This window comes from Leptotrichia sp. oral taxon 215 str. W9775 (genome assembly GCF_000469505.1).
Taxonomy (GTDB): domain Bacteria; phylum Fusobacteriota; class Fusobacteriia; order Fusobacteriales; family Leptotrichiaceae; genus Leptotrichia_A.
Genome location: NZ_KI272874.1, coordinates 63,273 through 82,092, shown reverse-complemented (window position 1 = coordinate 82,092; position 18,820 = coordinate 63,273). Strand labels below are relative to the sequence as shown.

Annotated in this window: 15 protein-coding genes; 2 read left to right on the top strand and 13 right to left on the bottom strand. The window is 30.5% G+C overall.

The window, feature by feature from the left end; translation table 11 throughout:
* Nucleotides 1-13 precede the first annotated feature (13 nt).
* From HMPREF1984_RS10545 to galU, 8 genes are all read right to left on the bottom strand, one after another.
* On the bottom strand, nucleotides 14-1,204 hold the full coding sequence (locus tag HMPREF1984_RS10545) for a hypothetical protein (protein WP_021767993.1): 1,191 nt from the start codon (nucleotides 1,202-1,204) through the stop codon (nucleotides 14-16).
* A gap of 15 nt (nucleotides 1,205-1,219) precedes the next feature.
* Nucleotides 1,220-3,961, bottom strand: coding sequence for a glycosyltransferase (locus HMPREF1984_RS10540; RefSeq protein ID WP_021767992.1), 2,742 nt, complete (start codon nucleotides 3,959-3,961; stop codon nucleotides 1,220-1,222).
* A gap of 56 nt (nucleotides 3,962-4,017) precedes the next feature.
* Nucleotides 4,018-5,049, bottom strand: coding sequence for a GDP-mannose 4,6-dehydratase (gene gmd, locus HMPREF1984_RS10535; protein WP_021767991.1), 1,032 nt, complete (start codon nucleotides 5,047-5,049; stop codon nucleotides 4,018-4,020).
* Between the two features lie 20 nt (nucleotides 5,050-5,069).
* Nucleotides 5,070-5,984, bottom strand: a complete 915-nt coding sequence (locus tag HMPREF1984_RS10530) for an NAD(P)-dependent oxidoreductase (protein WP_021767990.1) — start codon at nucleotides 5,982-5,984, stop codon at nucleotides 5,070-5,072.
* Nucleotides 5,985-6,015: 31 nt separating this feature from the next.
* Nucleotides 6,016-7,092, bottom strand: a complete 1,077-nt coding sequence (locus HMPREF1984_RS10525; protein WP_021767989.1) for a mannose-1-phosphate guanylyltransferase — start codon at nucleotides 7,090-7,092, stop codon at nucleotides 6,016-6,018.
* A 20-nt stretch (nucleotides 7,093-7,112) separates the two neighbouring features.
* Nucleotides 7,113-7,979, bottom strand: coding sequence for a glucose-1-phosphate thymidylyltransferase RfbA (rfbA, locus tag HMPREF1984_RS10520; RefSeq protein WP_021767988.1), 867 nt, complete (start codon nucleotides 7,977-7,979; stop codon nucleotides 7,113-7,115).
* Between the two features lie 32 nt (nucleotides 7,980-8,011).
* Nucleotides 8,012-9,307, bottom strand: coding sequence for a sugar transferase (locus HMPREF1984_RS10515; protein WP_021767987.1), 1,296 nt, complete (start codon nucleotides 9,305-9,307; stop codon nucleotides 8,012-8,014).
* 136 nt (nucleotides 9,308-9,443) lie between these two features.
* Nucleotides 9,444-10,346 carry a UTP--glucose-1-phosphate uridylyltransferase GalU gene (gene galU / locus HMPREF1984_RS10510; protein WP_021767986.1) on the bottom strand — a complete coding sequence of 301 codons (903 nt, stop codon included), beginning with the start codon at nucleotides 10,344-10,346 and terminating at the stop codon, nucleotides 9,444-9,446.
* A gap of 200 nt (nucleotides 10,347-10,546) precedes the next feature.
* Here galU and HMPREF1984_RS10505 point away from each other — a divergent pair, with 200 nt between their 5' ends.
* Complete coding sequence (locus HMPREF1984_RS10505; RefSeq protein ID WP_036100620.1) at nucleotides 10,547-11,158, top strand: outer membrane beta-barrel protein; 612 nt, start codon at nucleotides 10,547-10,549, stop codon at nucleotides 11,156-11,158.
* Nucleotides 11,159-11,317: 159 nt separating this feature from the next.
* Nucleotides 11,318-12,001 (top strand): TIGR02206 family membrane protein, encoded by a 684-nt coding sequence (locus HMPREF1984_RS10500; protein ID WP_021767984.1) that lies wholly within the window; start codon nucleotides 11,318-11,320, stop codon nucleotides 11,999-12,001.
* A 146-nt stretch (nucleotides 12,002-12,147) separates the two neighbouring features.
* On the opposite strand, the gene spoVG is transcribed toward HMPREF1984_RS10500, so the two are convergent.
* The 5 genes from spoVG to HMPREF1984_RS10475 form a co-directional block, all read right to left on the bottom strand.
* Entirely contained in the window at nucleotides 12,148-12,423 is a 276-nt protein-coding gene (gene spoVG, locus HMPREF1984_RS10495) for a septation regulator SpoVG (RefSeq protein WP_021767983.1), read from the bottom strand.
* Nucleotides 12,424-12,638: 215 nt separating this feature from the next.
* Nucleotides 12,639-12,884 carry an RNA-binding S4 domain-containing protein gene (locus tag HMPREF1984_RS10490; protein WP_021767982.1) on the bottom strand — a complete coding sequence of 82 codons (246 nt, stop codon included), beginning with the start codon at nucleotides 12,882-12,884 and terminating at the stop codon, nucleotides 12,639-12,641.
* Nucleotides 12,885-12,895: 11 nt separating this feature from the next.
* On the bottom strand, nucleotides 12,896-14,449 hold the full coding sequence (locus HMPREF1984_RS10485) for a hypothetical protein (protein ID WP_021767981.1): 1,554 nt from the start codon (nucleotides 14,447-14,449) through the stop codon (nucleotides 12,896-12,898).
* A gap of 124 nt (nucleotides 14,450-14,573) precedes the next feature.
* Nucleotides 14,574-15,431 (bottom strand): peptidyl-prolyl cis-trans isomerase, encoded by an 858-nt coding sequence (locus HMPREF1984_RS10480; RefSeq protein WP_036100618.1) that lies wholly within the window; start codon nucleotides 15,429-15,431, stop codon nucleotides 14,574-14,576.
* A 124-nt stretch (nucleotides 15,432-15,555) separates the two neighbouring features.
* Nucleotides 15,556-18,624, bottom strand: coding sequence for a DEAD/DEAH box helicase (locus HMPREF1984_RS10475; RefSeq protein WP_021767979.1), 3,069 nt, complete (start codon nucleotides 18,622-18,624; stop codon nucleotides 15,556-15,558).
* Nucleotides 18,625-18,820: the final 196 nt, after the last annotated feature.

Here is an 18,820-nt window from a genome sequence, read left to right as displayed (position 1 = left end):
ACTCCTTTCTCAGCTAATTTTTGATATTTTTTAAATAATTAGCAAAATTTTTTACAAATTCCATATGTGCCTGTGGAAGTTCTCCTGCATTATGTTCTATTATTAATATATCATAAGAATCGAGTATTTCTTGATAATTTACTTGATCCATCTGTATCCCTGGTAGCCATCTTTCACCTGAAATAACACCATTATTATAATATAATTCCGAATGAAGTTGATTATAATAAAGACGTTTAAATCTTTGAAAAGGCATTCCATATCTAAAAAATTGCTCTACAATCATATTTGTATAACTTGTTGTCATTCCAAATACATTATATTTTCTTTCATCTATTCCAGTATACTCTAATTCTGCTACTGGATAAGGACTGTCATTAAAAGACTTATATACATTTAACAAGTCTTTGTAATCTGCTTCATCAGAAGTTGGAACATTTGAATATGTTACATTTTTTATTGAAACTTTTGGTATTCGTATTCCAGAATTATTCATTTTTTCAAATAAATCTACAAGGGTATAAGAAGCTCCTAATTGGTTCCAGTGTATTCCACCTTTAGGAAACATTCTTTCATTTTCTTTTTCTTTTGTTTCCATTAATAAAGTTGTATCAAAATTAAAAATTTCTTTCTTATCTAAGAAATTAACAATATATTTTCTTAATCCAGATTTATTTTTTACAACTTTATCTATTAACTTATATTTAAATGGTAATGTTTCTTTATGAACTTCTGCTTTATTTGGAGAAATTATATAAATTAATCTTTTATTTTTTGATTTTAGATACTGATTAATAAAATCAATGTTATTTAAATATTCATCTACTACAGTTTTATCATACTCATTAATTAAATAACCATCTATCCACATTGTCCCATGTAAGTCTTTATTTTTCCCCTTTTGTATTCCATTAAATTCACTTTTAAAAGAATACAAAATTTGGTCATATGCTTTTACTATATAGCTACGGAATGGAAAATTATCAGAAAACCATTTATCGTATTCAAATTGATATTTACCAGATAAAATAGCTTTTTTCTCTAGTTTTGGTTTCTCATTTGGAATAAAAACTCCTGCTAATTTAGTCTGAGGATTTAATTTTAATAAAAATGATAACATTATTAGTACTAATATTCCTAGACAGAAACTTATAAATATTTTTTTTATCATCTGCATAATTTCCTTTACTCCTTTTAATATCATTTAAATTGATACACCCTAATATTTTTTTAATTCCTTTGCTACATTTTTAGAACATTCTTCCCATGTAATGGATTTCCAATTTTCTTCTATATTTCTATTTTTTTCTTCTAATTTATCTAAATTTCTATAATAATATAATATTTTCTCTGCCCATTCCTTTGCATTATAAGGATTTGCATAATCAATAAAATCTCCACCTATCTCTTTAAGAGGTGCGACATCTGAAGCAATACAAAACTTCCCATAATTTAAACTTTCAGGCAGGGTTAAACTCCAACCTTCATATAAACTAGCTAATACTGTAAATAAACTATTTTTATATAAAATTTCTAATTCTGTGTCATCTGGAGTTATTATAATTATTTTATTTTTTATTCTTTCATCTCTTTCTAATTTCTCTAACAGTTCTTCAGTTTTCCATCCAGGATATCCGCAGAAAATCATTTGAGGTAAGTCTTCTGTCGTTTTCATTAATTCCAAATATGCCTGATATAGTATATCATGATTTTTTCTTGCTTCTATAGAACCAACTGCCATAATATAAGATTTATCAATATCATATTTTTCAAATACTTTATCTCTTAATTTTTTATCATCTAAATTTGATTTTACTGTAACATCACTTCCAAATTTTACAGGTATCCCTTCTCTTTCTGGAAGATTGTTGTCCTTGGCATATTTCATACCATCTAACATAGCTGTTTTTCCACCATAAAATACTACATCACTAAGCTTGTAAGTTCTATCTAAAAATACTTTATAGAACTTCTTAGTTTCTTCCTTATGTGTTTGTGGAACAATAGTTGGAGTAAAATCATAAATTAATTGAAAAAATTTAAATTGATTTTTCTTTTTAGAATCTTCTATTACCTCATAAATGTGTTCATTATATCCTACTCCTACTGTAAAAAATATATCTTCTTTCTTAAAAGGAAGTAAGTAATTTATTTTTTTTATTTGTATCCCTTTTTTTTCTTTTATTTTATTTATATGTTTTACCATCATTTTTTGAATTTTTGAAGGAAATAAACTAATCATCAACCATATTACTTCTCCAAATTTTTCGTTTCGTGATAACATTCTTTTCTTCTCATAAATTGCTGATGATTTTTGAGTTGTTAACCATTCAATTTGATGACCTAATTCTTTAAACCCTTCTTCTATAGATTTACTAGAAAATAATTGATTTATTGAATATTTATCTAAAACAACATACTTATCATCTAGGAGAACAATATATTCTATATTTTCTATTTCTCTAATCAAATTTTTAGCTAATTGTAATTGTGTTCTTAATATCCCACTTACATTAGATTTTGAAAAAATTGAATGCCAGATTAAAGTCAAATCATAATAAATTTTCCCATTATATTCTAAATTTTTATTAGCTATTTGTAATAAATACTCATTTACTTTTTGACCACAATCTTTCCAAGTTATTGATTTCCAATTTTTTTCTATTTTTTCAGAATAAGATTTTAATACATCTTCATTCTCATTATAATACAATATTTTATTCATCCATTCTACTGAATCCATTGTTTCGACATAATCTGTTAATTCACCTGCTATTTCTCTTAAAGGAGGTACATCTGAACATAAACAAAACTTTCCATAACTTAAAGATTCAGGTAATGTCAAACTCCACCCTTCATAAACAGTTGGTAATATAGTAAATTTACAATTTCTATAAATAACATCTAATTCTTCATCTGATGGTGTTATTAAAATTATTTTTCCATATAATTCCGTATCATTTCCTATAAACTCTCCTGTTATTCCAGTTGGATGTCCTCCAACAATTACCAATTGTGGTATTTTTTCTTTAGGCAATGATTGTAACATTAATTTATATGCCCTATATATCGTCATATAATTCTTCTTAGGATCTATCGAACCTACTGCTAAAATATACTCATCTGATATGTTATATTTCTTTAAAACATCTTCTTTTGAGCAGCTATTAGCATTTTTTATTATATTAGAACCAAATTTTACAGGAAACCCTTCTTTTATAGGTAATTTATTTTCCTTAAAAAACTCTTCTGCATCTTTTTTAGCAGTCTCTCCACCATAAAAAATATAATCACAATTAGTAGAAATCCATGTCAAGTATTTTGAAAAGATTTTTTGACCATCATACAAATGTTTCAATCCTTTTTTTACTAATACTAAATCATAAACTAAATAAATTAATTTTATATTTCCTAACGATGACTTTAATCTTGAATATTGGTATTCTTTATTACTTGTATACCAACCACAAGAAAAAATTATATCATTCTCTTTAAAAGGATGAACAAATTCATAGTTTTCTTTTTTATAAAATAACTTATTACGAACTTCATTTCTAAATTTTGAAATTACTTTTAATGGTATATAAATTGAATTCGTAATAAGTATTGCTATTAGTTTTTTTATACCGTGTAATTTAGAATGCACAAGCTTTTTTAAAATTCTTACTCTTTCTATTCTAGCTGGCGAAGTATTTATTGCTTTTTTTAATCCTTCCGGTATTTCAAAATCAGCACTTCTATTATTTCTGTTAAAATGCTTAATATATGCATCTGATACACTGTCAGAATTCCAAAGCCACTCTAATTCTTCTGATTTTATTTCAGAAAATCCTATCTCTTCACTTACACAAAAACGAATTTCCGGATTCTCTTTTTTTAAATTTTTAGCTATTTCCAATTCAGCTCTTACAATTCCAACGCATCCTCCTTTCCAAGTACGCATTGTATTTGTCAAATCCATCCAAACTGACACTTTATATACTCCTCCATTTCACCTTAATTATCTATCACAAAAAACTAATAACTATTCAATTTTATTTCTTTTCCAACTAATTCTAAATCATTTCTTACCATTCTCTCAACTAATTCATCAAAAGAAATTTCTCTTTTCCATCCTAATGTTGCTTCAGCTTTTGCAGGATTTCCAATTAAAATATCAACTTCTGCAGGTCTAAAGAATTGAGGATTTATTCTTACCACTGTCTTTCCTGTTTTAGCATCCTTACCTATTTCATTAACATCCTGACCTTCCCAAACTATATCAATATCCACACATTTAAATGCTCTTTCTACAAATTCCCTAACTGTTCTAGTTTCATTTGTTGCAATTACATAGTCATCTGCTTTGTCTTGCTGAAGCATCAGCCACATTGCTTTTACATAATCTTTCGCATGTCCCCAGTCTCTTTTTGCATCCAGGTTTCCAAGTTCCAATACATCCTGTACACCTAATTTTATTCTAGCAACTGCATCTGTAATTTTTCTAGTAACAAACTCTTTTCCTCTTCTTTCAGATTCGTGGTTAAACAGTATTCCTGAACATGCATACATATCATAACTTTCTCTGTAATTTTTAGTTATCCAGTGACCGTATAATTTTGCAACTCCATACGGACTTCTAGGATAAAAAGGTGTGTCTTCATTTTGAGGAATTGCTTGAACTAGTCCAAACATTTCACTTGTAGATGCCTGATAAAATCTTGCTTCAGGTTTTACTGTTCTAATTGCTTCCAGCATATTTAATGCCCCTATTCCATCAATATCAGCTGTTGCTCCTGGTTGTTCCCAAGAAGTTCCAACAAATGACTGTGCTGCTAAGTTATACACTTCATCAGCTTGAGATATTCTCATTGCATTTACCAACGAAACTAAATCTGTCATATCTGCATATATAAATTTTATTTCATCTTTTCTATGTTCTATATTTCCAAAAGTAATTACACTTTTTCTTCTGATTAATCCGTATACTTCATATCCTTTTTCCAATAATAACTCTGCTAAGTATGATCCATCCTGTCCTGTTATTCCTGTTATCAATGCTCTTTTCATAAAATTTTATCCTCCTGAATTTATTTTTTTTTATAATAATCTAACATTTTTAATAATATATCTTTTACACTTTGAGATTTTTTACCATTCATAAATTTTGATAATCTCGTTGTATCTCCTATCATTCTCCAAACTTCATTTTTTCTGACAAAATTTTTTGAAATTTCAATTTCAGGTTTAAACGATGTCATTTCTTGGAGTAATTGTAATACCATTTCACCACTTGTTGGAATTCCTGAACAAATATTAAGAACATCAAAATCTATTTTTTCTCTCTGTATTAGTTCCAGTATAACTTCTGCACAATATTCAACATCCACATAATCTCTAAAAGATGATATATTTCCTACGGAAAGTTTTTCTTTTTTATTTGCAAAATGTTCTACTAATTTAGGAATTAAAAAATTTTCACTTTGACCAACTCCTATTATATTAAATGGTCTTATTGTAACAATTTCTAAATTATCTTTATATCTTTTTCCTAAATATTCTGTTATCATTTTACTGTATGAATAATTATTAGCAGGATTATAAGGAAGATCTTCCCTATATTTTTCTACTTCTTGATTTCCATAAACACCCGCTGTACTTGCTAAAATTACTCTAGTTCTATTGTCACAGTACTCTTGTACTGCTTCTAGCAAATTCTCAGTTCCTTGAACATTTACATTATAAATTTCTCCTATATTATCATGAGTAACTAATGCAATTGCGGCTAAATGTATAATGACATTTGGTTTATATTTTTTTATAATTTCCATCAGTTTCTCTTTATCCAAAAGTGAAACTAATTCCTGTTTTTCTATACTGACATCTGCTATTTTTCTAGTGTCAATAGTAAAAAAATCTATATCTTCATGTTTTGCTATCTCTTTCAAAACAAACTGCCCTATAAATCCTGATGCACCTGTTATTAAAACTCTTTTTTTCTCCATTTTTCACCTCATTTTATCAAAAATTTTAAATTTACAGATACTCTGTTCTATTACATATTTTCAAATTATTAATTACTTCTTTTACTTCCTGTGTATTATCTTTATTACAGATTAAAATTGCATCTTCAGTGTCCACTATAATCATATCTTCCAATCCTATTGTAGCTATCAGCTTTTTTCCTCCCTGAACTACAGTATTCTTAGTTTTTATGCTTATAACATTTCCATTTATGACATTTCCATCCTGATTACTTTTCTTAATTCTTTCTATTGACAACCAGCTTCCAACATCATCCCATCCAAAGTTTCCTGGAATTACATATATATTTTCCGCTTTTTCCATAACTCCATAGTCTATTGATTCTGATGGCAATTTTACAAATTCTTCTTTCAATACTTTTTCATAATCATTTGTCCCTATTGAAGTTGCAATTACTTGTAATCCACTATATATTTCAGGTAGAAACTCCTTAAAGCATTTTAAGATAGTAGATGCTTTCCATATAAACATTCCACTATTCCATAAATACTGTCCTGATGCCAGATATTCTTTTGCCTTTTCAATATTAGGTTTTTCTTCAAATTTTAGCACTTCATATACATTTTTTATATTTGGTAAAGAATCTCCCCTTTTAAAATTGATATATCCATATCCTGTTTCTGGATAATTAGGTGTAATTCCTATTGTTGCCAGATTATCTCCATTTTCAACTACATCTAAAGCTGTTCTTAAAGTATCTGTAAATATTTCGTTAAATTTTATCAAATGATCCGCCGGTAGAACTATCATTTTAGACTCAGGATCCTTCTTTGCAATATGAATTGCCGCCAACCCTATACAAGGAGCCGTATTTTTTGCTACAGGTTCTACAATTATATTTTCTTTAGGAATTTCTGGTATATGTTCATTTACCAGACCTTTATACAGTTCATTTGTAACAACGTAAATATTTTCAAATTCAACTATATCTTTTAATCTTTCTACTGTATGCTGAATCATAGATTTCCCATCATCAGTTAAAGATAAAAATTGTTTTGGTGAATTTATCCTACTTTTAGGCCAGAATCTTTCTCCTTTTCCCCCTGCCATTATCACTACTGAAATCATTATTTTCTCCTTATTTATATTTATTTTTTTATTAACAATGATAAATATTTCTGATAATCATTCATTTTTGTTCCTTCTATCTTTTTCTCTATATCTTTTTCATTAATCCAACCCTTTTTATAGGCGATTTCTTCAAGGCATGCAATATAGAAACCTTGTCTTTTCTGGATGGCTTCGACATAATTGGAAGCTTCCAGTAACGCTTCATGCGTTCCTGTATCAAACCAGATAATTCCTCTTCCTAAATTTTTTACATTTAATTTTCCTTCAGAAAGATATATTTCGTTAACAGTTGTTATTTCTATTTCCCCTCTTGCTGAAGGTTTTACATTTTTAGCCTTTTCCACAACTGTATTGTCATAGAAATATAATCCCGGTATTGCGTAATTTGATTTAGGATTTTCAGGTTTTTCCTCAAGTGAAATTGCCTTTCCGGTTTCATCAAATTCAACTACTCCATAGGCTCTAGGATCTTTTACAGGATATCCAAATATCGCTGCTCCGTCTTCAATCTTTGACATTTCCTCCAAAAGCCCTGTAAATCCACTTCCATAAAATATATTATCCCCCAGTATAAGGGCTACATTGTCATCTCCTATAAATTCTTCCCCTATTATGAAGGCTTCTGCAAGACCGTTTGGTTTTTCCTGAACTTTATATTCCAATTTTAATCCAAGCTCACTCCCATCCTTAAGCAATTCCTTAAAAACCGGCAAATCCCTTTCTGTTGAAATTATAAGTATTTCCCTTATATTTGCCAGCATAAGTACTGATAAAGGATAATAAATCATCGGTTTATCATACACAGGCAAAATCTGTTTTGAAATTGACATTGTGAGAGGATAAAGTCTTGTCCCTTTTCCTCCTGCAAGAATAATCCCCTTCATAATTCCTCCTGATATTTTAAATTTACTTATTCCTATTTTCCCTTACCAAAGATAACTGTTTTAGCAGTCTTCATTATAGTCAGTACATCCAGTATTAAATCCTGATGTTTTAAATAGTACAGGTCATACTCCAGTTTTCTTTTTGCATCTTCCACACTCTCGCCATAGGGATACATAACTTGTGCCCATCCTGTTATTCCTGGTTTTATCATATGTCTAAGGTTATAGTAAGGTATCTTTTCCTTGTATTCCTCCACAAGAAGATCCCATTCAGGTCTTGGACCGACAAAGCTCATTGTCCCCTTCATGATGCAGAAAAGCTGAGGAAGTTCATCAATTCTTGTTTTTCTCATAATTTTCCCAAATCTTGTTATTCTGTCATCATTGTCTAAAGTGTATTTAGGATACTTTTTTTCATCATGTATTTTCATACTTCTGAATTTATATATTTTAAATTTCTTACCATTTTCTCCTATACGTACCTGTTTAAATATAATAGGACCTCTAGATTCAATTTTTATTATTATTGCCGCAATCAAGGCAATAGGACTAGCAAGAAACATCAGTATAGCCGCAATTATTAAATCAAGTCCTCTTTTTATATTTCTCTGACTTTCATTATTCAATATATCAAAGCCATTAGATTCAAGCAGCCATTCTTCATTAATCTGGTCAATATCTATTTTTTTCTGGATACTTTCGTTAAATTCCTTATAGCTTAATACCTTCAGTCCGTTTATTTTCAAATCAAACAGCCTTTTCAGATAAACTGCAAACGACGGATCCTTTATATCTTTAACTATTACCAGCATGTTTATTTTCTTTTCCTCTATAATTTTTTCCATTTCATCATATCTGCCAAGAAGATATTTAGTTGCCCTGCTTTTATTATTGGAAATATATCCGACATAGTTATAGTCCAGATCATTGAGTAAATCTTCCTGAACATTGTTCACAATATGGTTTGAACCAAATATGAGGACATTGTTTTTCTTTATATATTTTAAGCACGTCAATCTTCTAAATATAGTCTGAAATAAAAAGATTACCAAAAAAATTAAAAATATATCCCAATCCTTCAAAAACAGAAATATTATGGTAGAAAAGACAAAGTCTATACCAAAATTTATAAATACATCCTTTAATCTGAATCTTTCTGCATAAAAATCCAGCTGTCCAAAAACAAAATTTACAAATATAAAGATTATGAATAAGAAGTTTGTTAAATACTTTATCGTATAGTCATATTTTTTTAGCAGAAAACTATAAAGTACAAATAAAATCAATATATAAAATATCTTTATCCCATTCTTTTTTTTTAATCCCATAAACGCCTCTTTTCAAGAGAAACTATTCTAAATTATAATTGTTTTATTATATCATTTTTTTATGTTATTTACAACACTATTAAGAATCAAAATATTACATTTGTTTTAATAAAGAATGAATCTCCTGATACCATTCCTATATTTTTTCAATTAATTTTTTCAGATATTCCTTCGCTTTATCCTTCAACTCAGGATGTCTCAGCCCAAATTCCACATTTGCTATAAACATTCCTAACTTATCTCCTGTATCATATCTCAATCCGTCAAAATTATATGCATACAGCTTATTCCCTGAATTCTTCATTTTAAGTATGGCATCTGTAAGCTGTATTTCTCCACCTTTTCCTGGTTTTGTTTCCTTCAGATATCCAAATATTTCAGGTTCCAGTACATATCTTCCAAGTGCGGCAAGTCTGCTTGGAGCTTCTTCCACTGACGGTTTTTCCACAAAGTTTTCCACTTCTACAGTTTTATCATCTACTTTACTTAAAGGATCGATTATCCCGTATTTATCTACTTCCTTTTCAGGAACTTCCTGCACTCCCAGTATTGTTCCACCATTCAGTTCGTTGTATTTATTGATAAGCTGTTTTGTTACAGGTATTTCACCTTTTGCTTCATCAGTATAGATAATGTCATCCCCCAGAAGCACTACAAAAGGTTCATCCCCTACAAATGCCTCTGCACATCCTATTGCATGGCCTAATCCTAAAGGATTTTTCTGTCTCACATAATATATATTTGATAATTTAGATATGTTATTCACTACCTTCAGTAACTCAATTTTCCCTTTTTCCTCCAAAGTTTTTTCAAGCTCATATGAATAATCAAAATGATTTTCTATCGATTCCTTGTTTCTTCCTGTTACAATAAGTATTTCTTCAATTCCAGATTCTACAAGCTCTTCAACCAGATACTGTAATGCAGGCTTGTCTACTATGACAAGCATTTCCTTAGGCTGCGCCTTTGTTGCAGGTAAAACTCTTGTTCCTAATCCCGCCGCCGGAATTACAGCTTTTCTGATTCTTTTCCTATTCATAGTCTGTCCTCCTGATTTTTACTTTAATATTTTTAAAATTATTTTTATTTTTTTCTTCCGTTTTATACTATATTATACACGATAGAAGCATTTTTTACAAACTACATTTTTGTTTTTGTTCTTGATTTTTTTATTTAAATGAGGTATATTAATCTTGAGGAATCATAATTTAAAAATTTATTCTTATGGAGGTATTTAACATGAAAAAATTATTACTGTTAGGAGCTCTATTGAGTACAGTTGCTATGGCGCAAGTTGTGGAAGTTAGAGTTGGTGGAGATTTATCAAACAGCGGTAAATTCCATGGAGGATTCTCTAGTGGGGCAAACCTTGAGAAAAAAGCAATAAAGAAAGGAATCGAACTTTCTGCTGAATACAGAACACCTGTTGCTGAAGGTTTTGAATTAGGAGGAGGAATCTCTTACAAACACAATAAACTGGACGGTAACGGATACTATCAGCACAAAGGATTGAACTCAGTTCCTGTGTACTTCACTGCAAGATACAACTTTAAAAATGCATCTGAAGTTACACCTTACATTAAAGCAAACCTTGGATACGCTTTCAACTCAGGAAGCTTAAAATGGCACAATTCTTCAGCTTTTTATGGAGATGCTAAATTCAAAGGTGGACTTTATTCCGGATTAGGAGCAGGTATACAATACAAAAACTTTGTAGCTGACCTTTCTTACAACTGGAACAGAATAAGAGTGGACAGAACTGGTTATGACGCACCTTACAGATATGAAGATAAATTCACTCTTAACCATGGAACTCTTACTCTTGGTGTAGGATATTCATTCGGTTTCTAATCAATGTAAAAAAATTTAAATAACATAACAAAACTCCGTACACTTTTCAGATTAATTATGCTTCTGATAAGTATCGGAGTTTTTTAGTTTCCATTATAATTGTTTTTTAATTGGCAAAATGCTATAATATGAAAAAATTTATATTTATGGAGGTGTATTTTGGAACCAGGAGCTGTGAAATTTTATTATTTTAGCCAAATTCACATACATACTTTTATTGCATCGATATTATTCAGCATTTTACTGCTGTTAATTCCAAAATTATTTAAGAAAATCAATTTAAGAAATTATGGAACTTTTTTAGGATTTTTTATTTTAGGATTTAAAATACTTGATTCTGTATACAGGGTTACACAGGAACATGAACCTGTGTATAATGTAATTCCAATACATTTATGTAATTTTGCCGCAATTGCCGCAGGACTGTATTTAATATACAAAACCCGTTTTTTATTTAACCTGGCTTACTTTTTAAGTTTTGGTGCGGCATTTGCACTTGTTTTACCGGGAGTCGTTGTTTATTATCATCCGTTTTACGTATATGTCTTCATGATTATGCATGCACTGGAATTTGTGGCTGTTTTCTATGGATTTATTTATCTGAAGGATAAAATAGATTTTAAAAATTATATATTATCCTGCATAGTTTTAATTATGCTGTTTGTCTACGCCGCAATATACAATACAATTTTCCCTGTAAATGCAATGTTCCTGAAAGCATACATAGCTGATTTGGTCAGTTTTATAAAGCCGTTTGAACTTTATATTGTCATACTGATATCTTCAATGCTGTTCATAATGTTTCTGATGTATCTGCCATTCAGAAAACGAAAAATATCCTAAAATTATTACAGATAAGAAGATTATTATAAGTGATTTATAACTAGTTAAATATTTAACAAAAAAAAGGACTATTCCAAATGGATAAACTTCTATCTATTATGAAAAGTCCTTTTTTTAAATAGCAAATAAAATTTATTAGATTTTATTTATTCGGCTACAACATTTTCTTTTTCATATGCTTCCAGTATCTCTTTTGTTAGTTCTGATCTGAGTTCAGGAGTGATCGGATGAGCGATATCTTTAAATTCGCCATTAGGCATTCTTCTTGATGGCATGGCAACAAATAGTCCATTTTGTCCTTCAATGACTTTTAAACCATGAATGACAAAACTGTCATCAAACGTAATGTCTACATATGCTTTTAACTTTCCGCCTTCTTCTGAGCCTTTTCCGAGTCTTAGTCTAATGTCTGTTATTTTCATACGCTTCTCCTTACATATATAGTCTACTGTTCTATTATCATTATACCTTATTTATTTTAAAAAACAAGAGAGAAAAACGTTTTTTTCCATTTTTCTCTCTTTATTTATTTAAAACATATTAATTATTTTAAAAAACATTATACTTAATCGTTTGAAAAATAACACCAATTATCTCTTTATGGAAATTAGCTTCAAATTAAAAAAATTCACAATTTTTAATTTATAATTTCAATAAACTCATCAATAAAGTCTTTCTTTAAATTTTCAGGCGGAAGTTCCTTAATTCTGACCTTTATATTTTTATTGAAATACTTTATATCCAGAATATCCCCCTTCTTTACACTGTAGGAAGATTTCTTTTCTTCGCCGTTTACTGATATGTTTCCATTATCTGCCAGTTCCTTGGCAACTGTTCTTCTTTTTATTATTCTTGTAATTTTTAAAAATTTATCAAGTCTCATATTGCAACCTTCTATTTCTTATTATCTTTTTTATCAAACATTTCCTTTAATTTCCCTGCCGCATCATTTATGGCATTTTTAGTGCTGTCCTGCTGCTGATTATTTGGCTGGGCATTATTGCTGTTACTATTATTGTTATTATTTGTCTGAGTTCCTGAATTGTTTCCATTTCCCTCATTATTTGCAGGATTAGCTGGATTTACTGTATTTTCTCCAGTGGCATTTCCTGTCTGGGCAGGAACTTCAGGCAGATTTATTATTGTATTCAAGGAAATCATTTCCCTCTGAATCTGATCAAGCTTACTTTTCTTCTCATAAACTGCTGTTATAAGAGTATCGATGCTTTTTATCTGTTCATCATATTTTGTCATTATTTCCTGATAACGTGTCTGCTGTAAAGTATTTATCTTTTCAGTAAGTAAAGTTTTTTCCTCATCTGAAAGGACTGTTTCATTTATATTCTGGAAATTATTGTTTTCTGAAGTTAATCTTGAAACAAGTTTTATTACTTTACCTTCAAGTATATCATCCTTCAGATATTCTATGACAGAAACTATGTTTTTATCAAAAGATGTCTGCATTGTAAGCTTATCTTCCCTATAAGTTATATCATAGCCGTCCTGTGCCGATTTTACAGCTGCTTTCTCAGGAACACCTTCAAGCTTTATTTCACCTGAAACTGTATTTTTACCATTAAGACCGTTAAATACAATAGTTCCGTTATTTATGTCCACATTTGAAATCTGCAGCGGTAAATTTCTTATTTCCTTAATAAGATTAACTGCTTTTAAAGATTTATTCAGTGATGCCGTTATATTTTTTCCCTTATCCATGAAGATATATGAATTCATATTTTTTATGTCATTCAAGGAAACTACTTTTTCAAGCTTGTTCAGTTCCTGTGATATATTTTCAAGCATTAAGCTTTTTTCAGTTTCTATTTTAGATATTGAATTTTCAATATCCTGTTTTTCAGTATTTATCATCTTTGTCACAGGTTTTATTTCCTTGTCAAGTTCAGTTATTTTCTGTGCCTTGCTTTTCAAATCTGTTATACTGTTATAATCTGTCTTAATTTTGTTTGTATTCAGGATATTTTCCCTGATTTCTGTATTAATGAAGTTGTCAATTCCTGTACTTACGTTTTCCAGTTCCTTTGTTGTTTCCTTTACAAATTCCTCAGTTGTTTTCTTTATTGCTTCACTGTTTGCAGGAATTTCTATTTTTTCCACAAAGGAATCTATCTGGTTGTCAGGAGTGTCATAAATTTTTTTCAGGTCAACATCTTCAAGTTTCATGTCAGATAATGCCGATTTTAAATTTAATCCAAGAAAACCGCTTCTTACAAAGGAAATTTTAGCCTTTCCCTTTCCAAGATCCTTTCCATTTAATACAAAATTATCAAATATTATTTCACTATTCTTTATTGAATATCTCAAATTTTCAAATTCTGAACTTTTTGTTTTAGTCATATTATAGACTATTTTATTGGAGAAAATTACCCCACCTGTTGCCGCAACAAGCAACAGTAAAAATAAAACCAATAAAAATTTTAAAAACTTCATACAGGCCTCCTGTAACAGTAATTTTATTTGTTCCCTTTAATAGTTGAAATTGAACGTTCCGGCATTTTTACTGTATGCCGGCAACAGAAATATGAGGACTGTGATATGTCCTCATAAATATTCATTATTTTATGTTATATTTGTCAGCAATTTCCTGAACGTATTTCTGATTTGCTTCCTGTCTTTTCTGTATTTTCAACTGGTTCTTTATCATATCTTTTACTTTGTCATATGCTACAAGTCCTTTAGGTGCCTTGTCAAGAACTTTAACAATATACCATTCATTATTTACTTTTATAACACTGTTTATAACCTGTCCTTTTTGAGCGGCTTTTACTGCTTCAGCTACCGGAGCATGTGTTTTTGCAAGTTCCGTTAAAGGAAGGTCGTTTGTTTCTCCTGTTCCTGCATTTGGTATTTCTGAATATTTTTTTACAACTTCAGCAAAGTTATTTGGGTTTGCTGTAGCTTCCTTCAATGCAGCATCAGCTTTTGCCTGGTCTCCTGAAGTTATTCCAATCAACTGAAGTTTTACAACATCATCAGCTCTTGTAAATGCCGCAGGATTTGCATCATAATATTTTTTAGCTTCTTCATCTGTTACATTTACTTTGTTTACCTGATCGGCAACATTAAGTGTGGCAAGTATGTTATCTTTTGCCATTTCTATACTTTCTGTATATTTTTTGTCACTGTCAAGTTTTTTTGCCTTACCTTCCAGTGCCATTGCCTTTGTGATAGCTATACTCTGGATTATGTTTTTTCTTGTTGCTTCAAGCTGATCTTTTGGTATGTCTGATTCTTTTAACCCTTGAGAAAACAGATTTTTCTGTATTTCATTGTTAACTTCTGATTCATATACTTTTACTTTCTTGTCAGGTGATTCAAAAAGAACCTTTCCTGATGGTTTTGATCCTCCACCACAAGCTAATGCAAGTGTGCACATTACTGCTATTATTCCTAATTTAATTTTATTTTTCATTATATCCTCCATTTTCTTTCTTTGTATCTGTATTTTATCATATTTTTTGTTTTTTAGTAACAGATTTTCAGATTATTTTTTAATTATTTCATACATTTTATAATTTTACCATGCTTAACATATATTATTCTTCTATATTTCTAATATATTTCTGTAATTCTTCTTTGGACACTTCCTTTACAGTAAACTGTTCTGAAATCTTTGTCTTTTCCTTAATAAGAAGGCTGTCATACTTTTCTGAAATATCTCTCCATCTGAAAATTTTAGACATTTCAGATATCAGTTCTCTTATACCTTCCTTTTCAAAGTAAAGTTCAAATGTTTCAGGTTTTTCCTCTATTTTATGGATATGATTGAGTTCAGCAAAGATTTTGAACTTTACACTGAGGATAAACTTCAAAGTTTCCTCCGGTATTTTTCCAAACCTGTCCTTCACTTCCTTTACAAGCTCAGACAGTTCAGAATAGGTTTCTGCCATTGCAAACCTTTTGTAGATATTAAGCCTTTCTTCCCTCTGGATATATTTTTCAGGAATATATCCCTTTTCATCCAGAATAATTTCCACATTTTCAATTTTTTCCTTGTATTCACCCTTCTGTTTACGTATTTCCTCATTAAGCATTTTTATGTAAAGGTCATATCCGAAGGTTTCTATCGTTCCATGCTGCCTATCCCCCAGTATTTCCCCGGCTCCTCTTATTTTCATGTCCTCCAGTGAAATCTGGAATCCTCCCGACTTGATTCCTTCCACCTTGTACATGCTTTCTTCCTTCTTCTTACCCTTGCTTGTTATGCTTCCTGTCTTCAGAAGATAGCAGTATCCCTGCCTGTCACTTCTTCCTACACGTCCCCTCAGCTGATATACCTGTGAAAGTCCAAGCCCTGTAAAGTTTTCTATTAATATCGTGTTGGCATTTGCAACATCAATACCATTTTCAATTATAGTTGAAGCCATAAGAATGTCAAATTCCCCCTGCTCAAACCTCTTCAGTTTATCCTTTATTTCCTTTGGAGGCAGCTGGCCATGTATAAATTCCATCTTTACAAAATCTGGGAGTATTTTTTTCAGTTCTTCCAGCTTATACTTCATATTCTTTACTTCGTTATAAATGTAAAATACCTGGCCATCTCTTGACAGTTCCTTCAGAATGGCTATTTTTATTTCATCATCTGTTCCATTTATTACTTCCGTTATAATTGGAAGCCTGTTAACAGGTGGAGTGTCTATTATTGAAATTTCCCTTATTCCAAGCAGCGCAAGATTTAACGTTCTTGGAATAGGTGTTGCTGTAAGTGTGAGCACATCCAGCTTCTGTCTTTTCTTCTTTAACGTTTCCTTTGCCTTCACTCCAAATTTCTGCTCTTCATCTATTATAAGTAACCCGATATTGTTAAATTCCACATCATCGCTTAACAGCCTGTGTGTACCAATAACCATATCTATTGTGCCTTTTTTAAGATTTTTCAGTATTTCCTTTGATTTTCCCTGGGTAAGCCTTGAAAGATTTTCTATTGTTATGGGATACCCTGAAAATCTCTGGCAGAACCTCTTATAATGCTGTTCTGCAAGTACTGTTGTAGGTGCTATAAGTGCCACCTGCTTATTATTTTCTATTGCCTTGAAGGCCGCCCTCATTGCAACTTCAGTTTTTCCATATCCTACATCACCGCAGACAATTCTGTCCATAATTCTAGGACTTTCCATATCTTCCTTGACATCCCTGATTGCCTTTTTCTGATCTTCAGTTTCCTCAAATGGAAACAGTGCCTCAAATTCTTCCTGCCAGACTGTATCCTTCTGATATACAAATCCGTTCTGGCTCTGTCTCTGAGCCTGTATTTTAATAAGTTCTGCAGCAAATTTTTCAATATCTTCAGCCAGTTTCTTTCTTTTCCTTTTAAACCCTCTTGTCCCGAGTTTATAAAGTTTCGGCTCCTCACCATAAGATACATATTTTTCAAGCCTGTTCAGTTTTTCAACAGGAATATAGAGGATATCCTCATCAGCATACTTTATTTTCAGGTAATCTGTTCCGTCCATAGTCTGTATTCCCTTGTAAATTCCCACTCCATACTGGACATGGATAACATAGTCATCTTCAAGTATCTGATTTGCCTTCTTGTATTTTATGCCTTTATTTACTTTTCTTTTCTTCTCATAAATATACCCGTCAAGTTCCCTGTCAGTAAGGACAAAGGTATCTTTGACGATAAATCCTTCAAACAGCTCATAATTTATAATATCTATCTGCTTTTTATTATATATTTCCCTGTAATCTTCCAGTTTTTTTGCATAAGTTTTAGTGTAAAGCTGAACTTTTTTAGTTTTGGACAGTTTATTCAGCTTTTCCTTATCCTTAAAGGTTTCCATCTGTTCCTCAGTAAAGTTTACAGTTTCAATAATGGATCCCTTCTTTTTCAGATTTTCAAATCTTTTTCTATATACATTTTCCTTTTCCCTATTGATTAAAATATATTCCTCCATCTTATAGTTGAGCAGTTCCTCATTTTCAAGGACAATAATCACATCATCCCCCCTCAGCTCTTCTATAAGTTCAACAAGTTCATAGTTATTTCCTGACAGGATATTTCCAAAAATCTTTATTTCCTCAAGTCTACTCAGGGATCTCTGACTGTCCACATCAAATTCCCTTATGCTTTCCAGTTCTTCATCAAAAAACTCAAATCTTATAGGATTTTCCATATTGGGCGGGAAAATATCAAGAATATCTCCCCTTCTGCTGAATTCACCCTTCTTTTCAACCATATAGGACTGTTCATAGCCATTTTCCACTAAAAAATCTGCTATTTCTGAAAATTTATATTCACTTCCTGTTTTAAAATTGAGAAAATTTACCTTTTCAAAAAATATGTCAAGTGTAATCTGTAAATTCAGAAATAGAATGAAATTAGATCTGTTTTTTAATATATCAAGAATTTCTATGTTTATTCCTGTTAAATCTTCCTTATTTGAAGATGTGTTCTCAAAAATTGAAAGATCTTTTTCCATGTCTCCCGAATAGCCTTCCAGCATACTGTAATAATTTTCAAGATTTCTGTTGGAGGTGGAAACATATACGATTTTTTTTTCATTCGAACATAACAAAAACCAAGGAATTGCTCCCCGGTATATTTTGCTTTCAAGTTTTAAAGCATTTCTGTCTATCTTATCCAAAAACTTTAAACTTTGCATTTTTTTCTCCTTACTTATGAGGGTTCATGCCACCCTCATTCTCCCGCTACCGGCTACAAAATTTTTTTGCCTTCAAAAATAATCATTGAGTCAAAAAATGACAAACTCGCTATGCTCAGACAGCCATTTTTTTATTTGACTCAATTCATATTTTTTCAGAAAATTTTGAATGCCGGAAATTCTATTATAATCATAA

Excerpts from the sequence above, each read along its gene's own strand:
- HMPREF1984_RS10545 (WP_021767993.1), bottom strand. The coding sequence starts at position 1,204 with ATGATATTAAAAGGAGTAAAGGAAATTATGCAGATGATAAAAAAAATA.
- HMPREF1984_RS10540 (WP_021767992.1), bottom strand. The coding sequence starts at position 3,961 with ATGGATTTGACAAATACAATGCGTACTTGGAAAGGAGGATGCGTTGGA.
- gmd (WP_021767991.1), bottom strand. The coding sequence starts at position 5,049 with ATGAAAAGAGCATTGATAACAGGAATAACAGGACAGGATGGATCATAC.
- HMPREF1984_RS10530 (WP_021767990.1), bottom strand. The coding sequence starts at position 5,984 with ATGGAGAAAAAAAGAGTTTTAATAACAGGTGCATCAGGATTTATAGGG.
- HMPREF1984_RS10525 (WP_021767989.1), bottom strand. The coding sequence starts at position 7,092 with ATGATTTCAGTAGTGATAATGGCAGGGGGAAAAGGAGAAAGATTCTGG.
- rfbA (WP_021767988.1), bottom strand. The coding sequence starts at position 7,979 with ATGAAGGGGATTATTCTTGCAGGAGGAAAAGGGACAAGACTTTATCCT.
- HMPREF1984_RS10515 (WP_021767987.1), bottom strand. The coding sequence starts at position 9,307 with ATGGGATTAAAAAAAAAGAATGGGATAAAGATATTTTATATATTGATT.
- galU (WP_021767986.1), bottom strand. The coding sequence starts at position 10,346 with ATGAATAGGAAAAGAATCAGAAAAGCTGTAATTCCGGCGGCGGGATTA.
- HMPREF1984_RS10505 (WP_036100620.1), top strand. The coding sequence starts at position 10,547 with ATGAAAAAATTATTACTGTTAGGAGCTCTATTGAGTACAGTTGCTATG.
- spoVG (WP_021767983.1), bottom strand. The coding sequence starts at position 12,423 with ATGAAAATAACAGACATTAGACTAAGACTCGGAAAAGGCTCAGAAGAA.
- HMPREF1984_RS10490 (WP_021767982.1), bottom strand. The coding sequence starts at position 12,884 with ATGAGACTTGATAAATTTTTAAAAATTACAAGAATAATAAAAAGAAGA.
- HMPREF1984_RS10485 (WP_021767981.1), bottom strand. The coding sequence starts at position 14,449 with ATGAAGTTTTTAAAATTTTTATTGGTTTTATTTTTACTGTTGCTTGTT.
- HMPREF1984_RS10480 (WP_036100618.1), bottom strand. The coding sequence starts at position 15,431 with ATGAAAAATAAAATTAAATTAGGAATAATAGCAGTAATGTGCACACTT.
- HMPREF1984_RS10475 (WP_021767979.1), bottom strand. The coding sequence starts at position 18,624 with ATGCAAAGTTTAAAGTTTTTGGATAAGATAGACAGAAATGCTTTAAAA.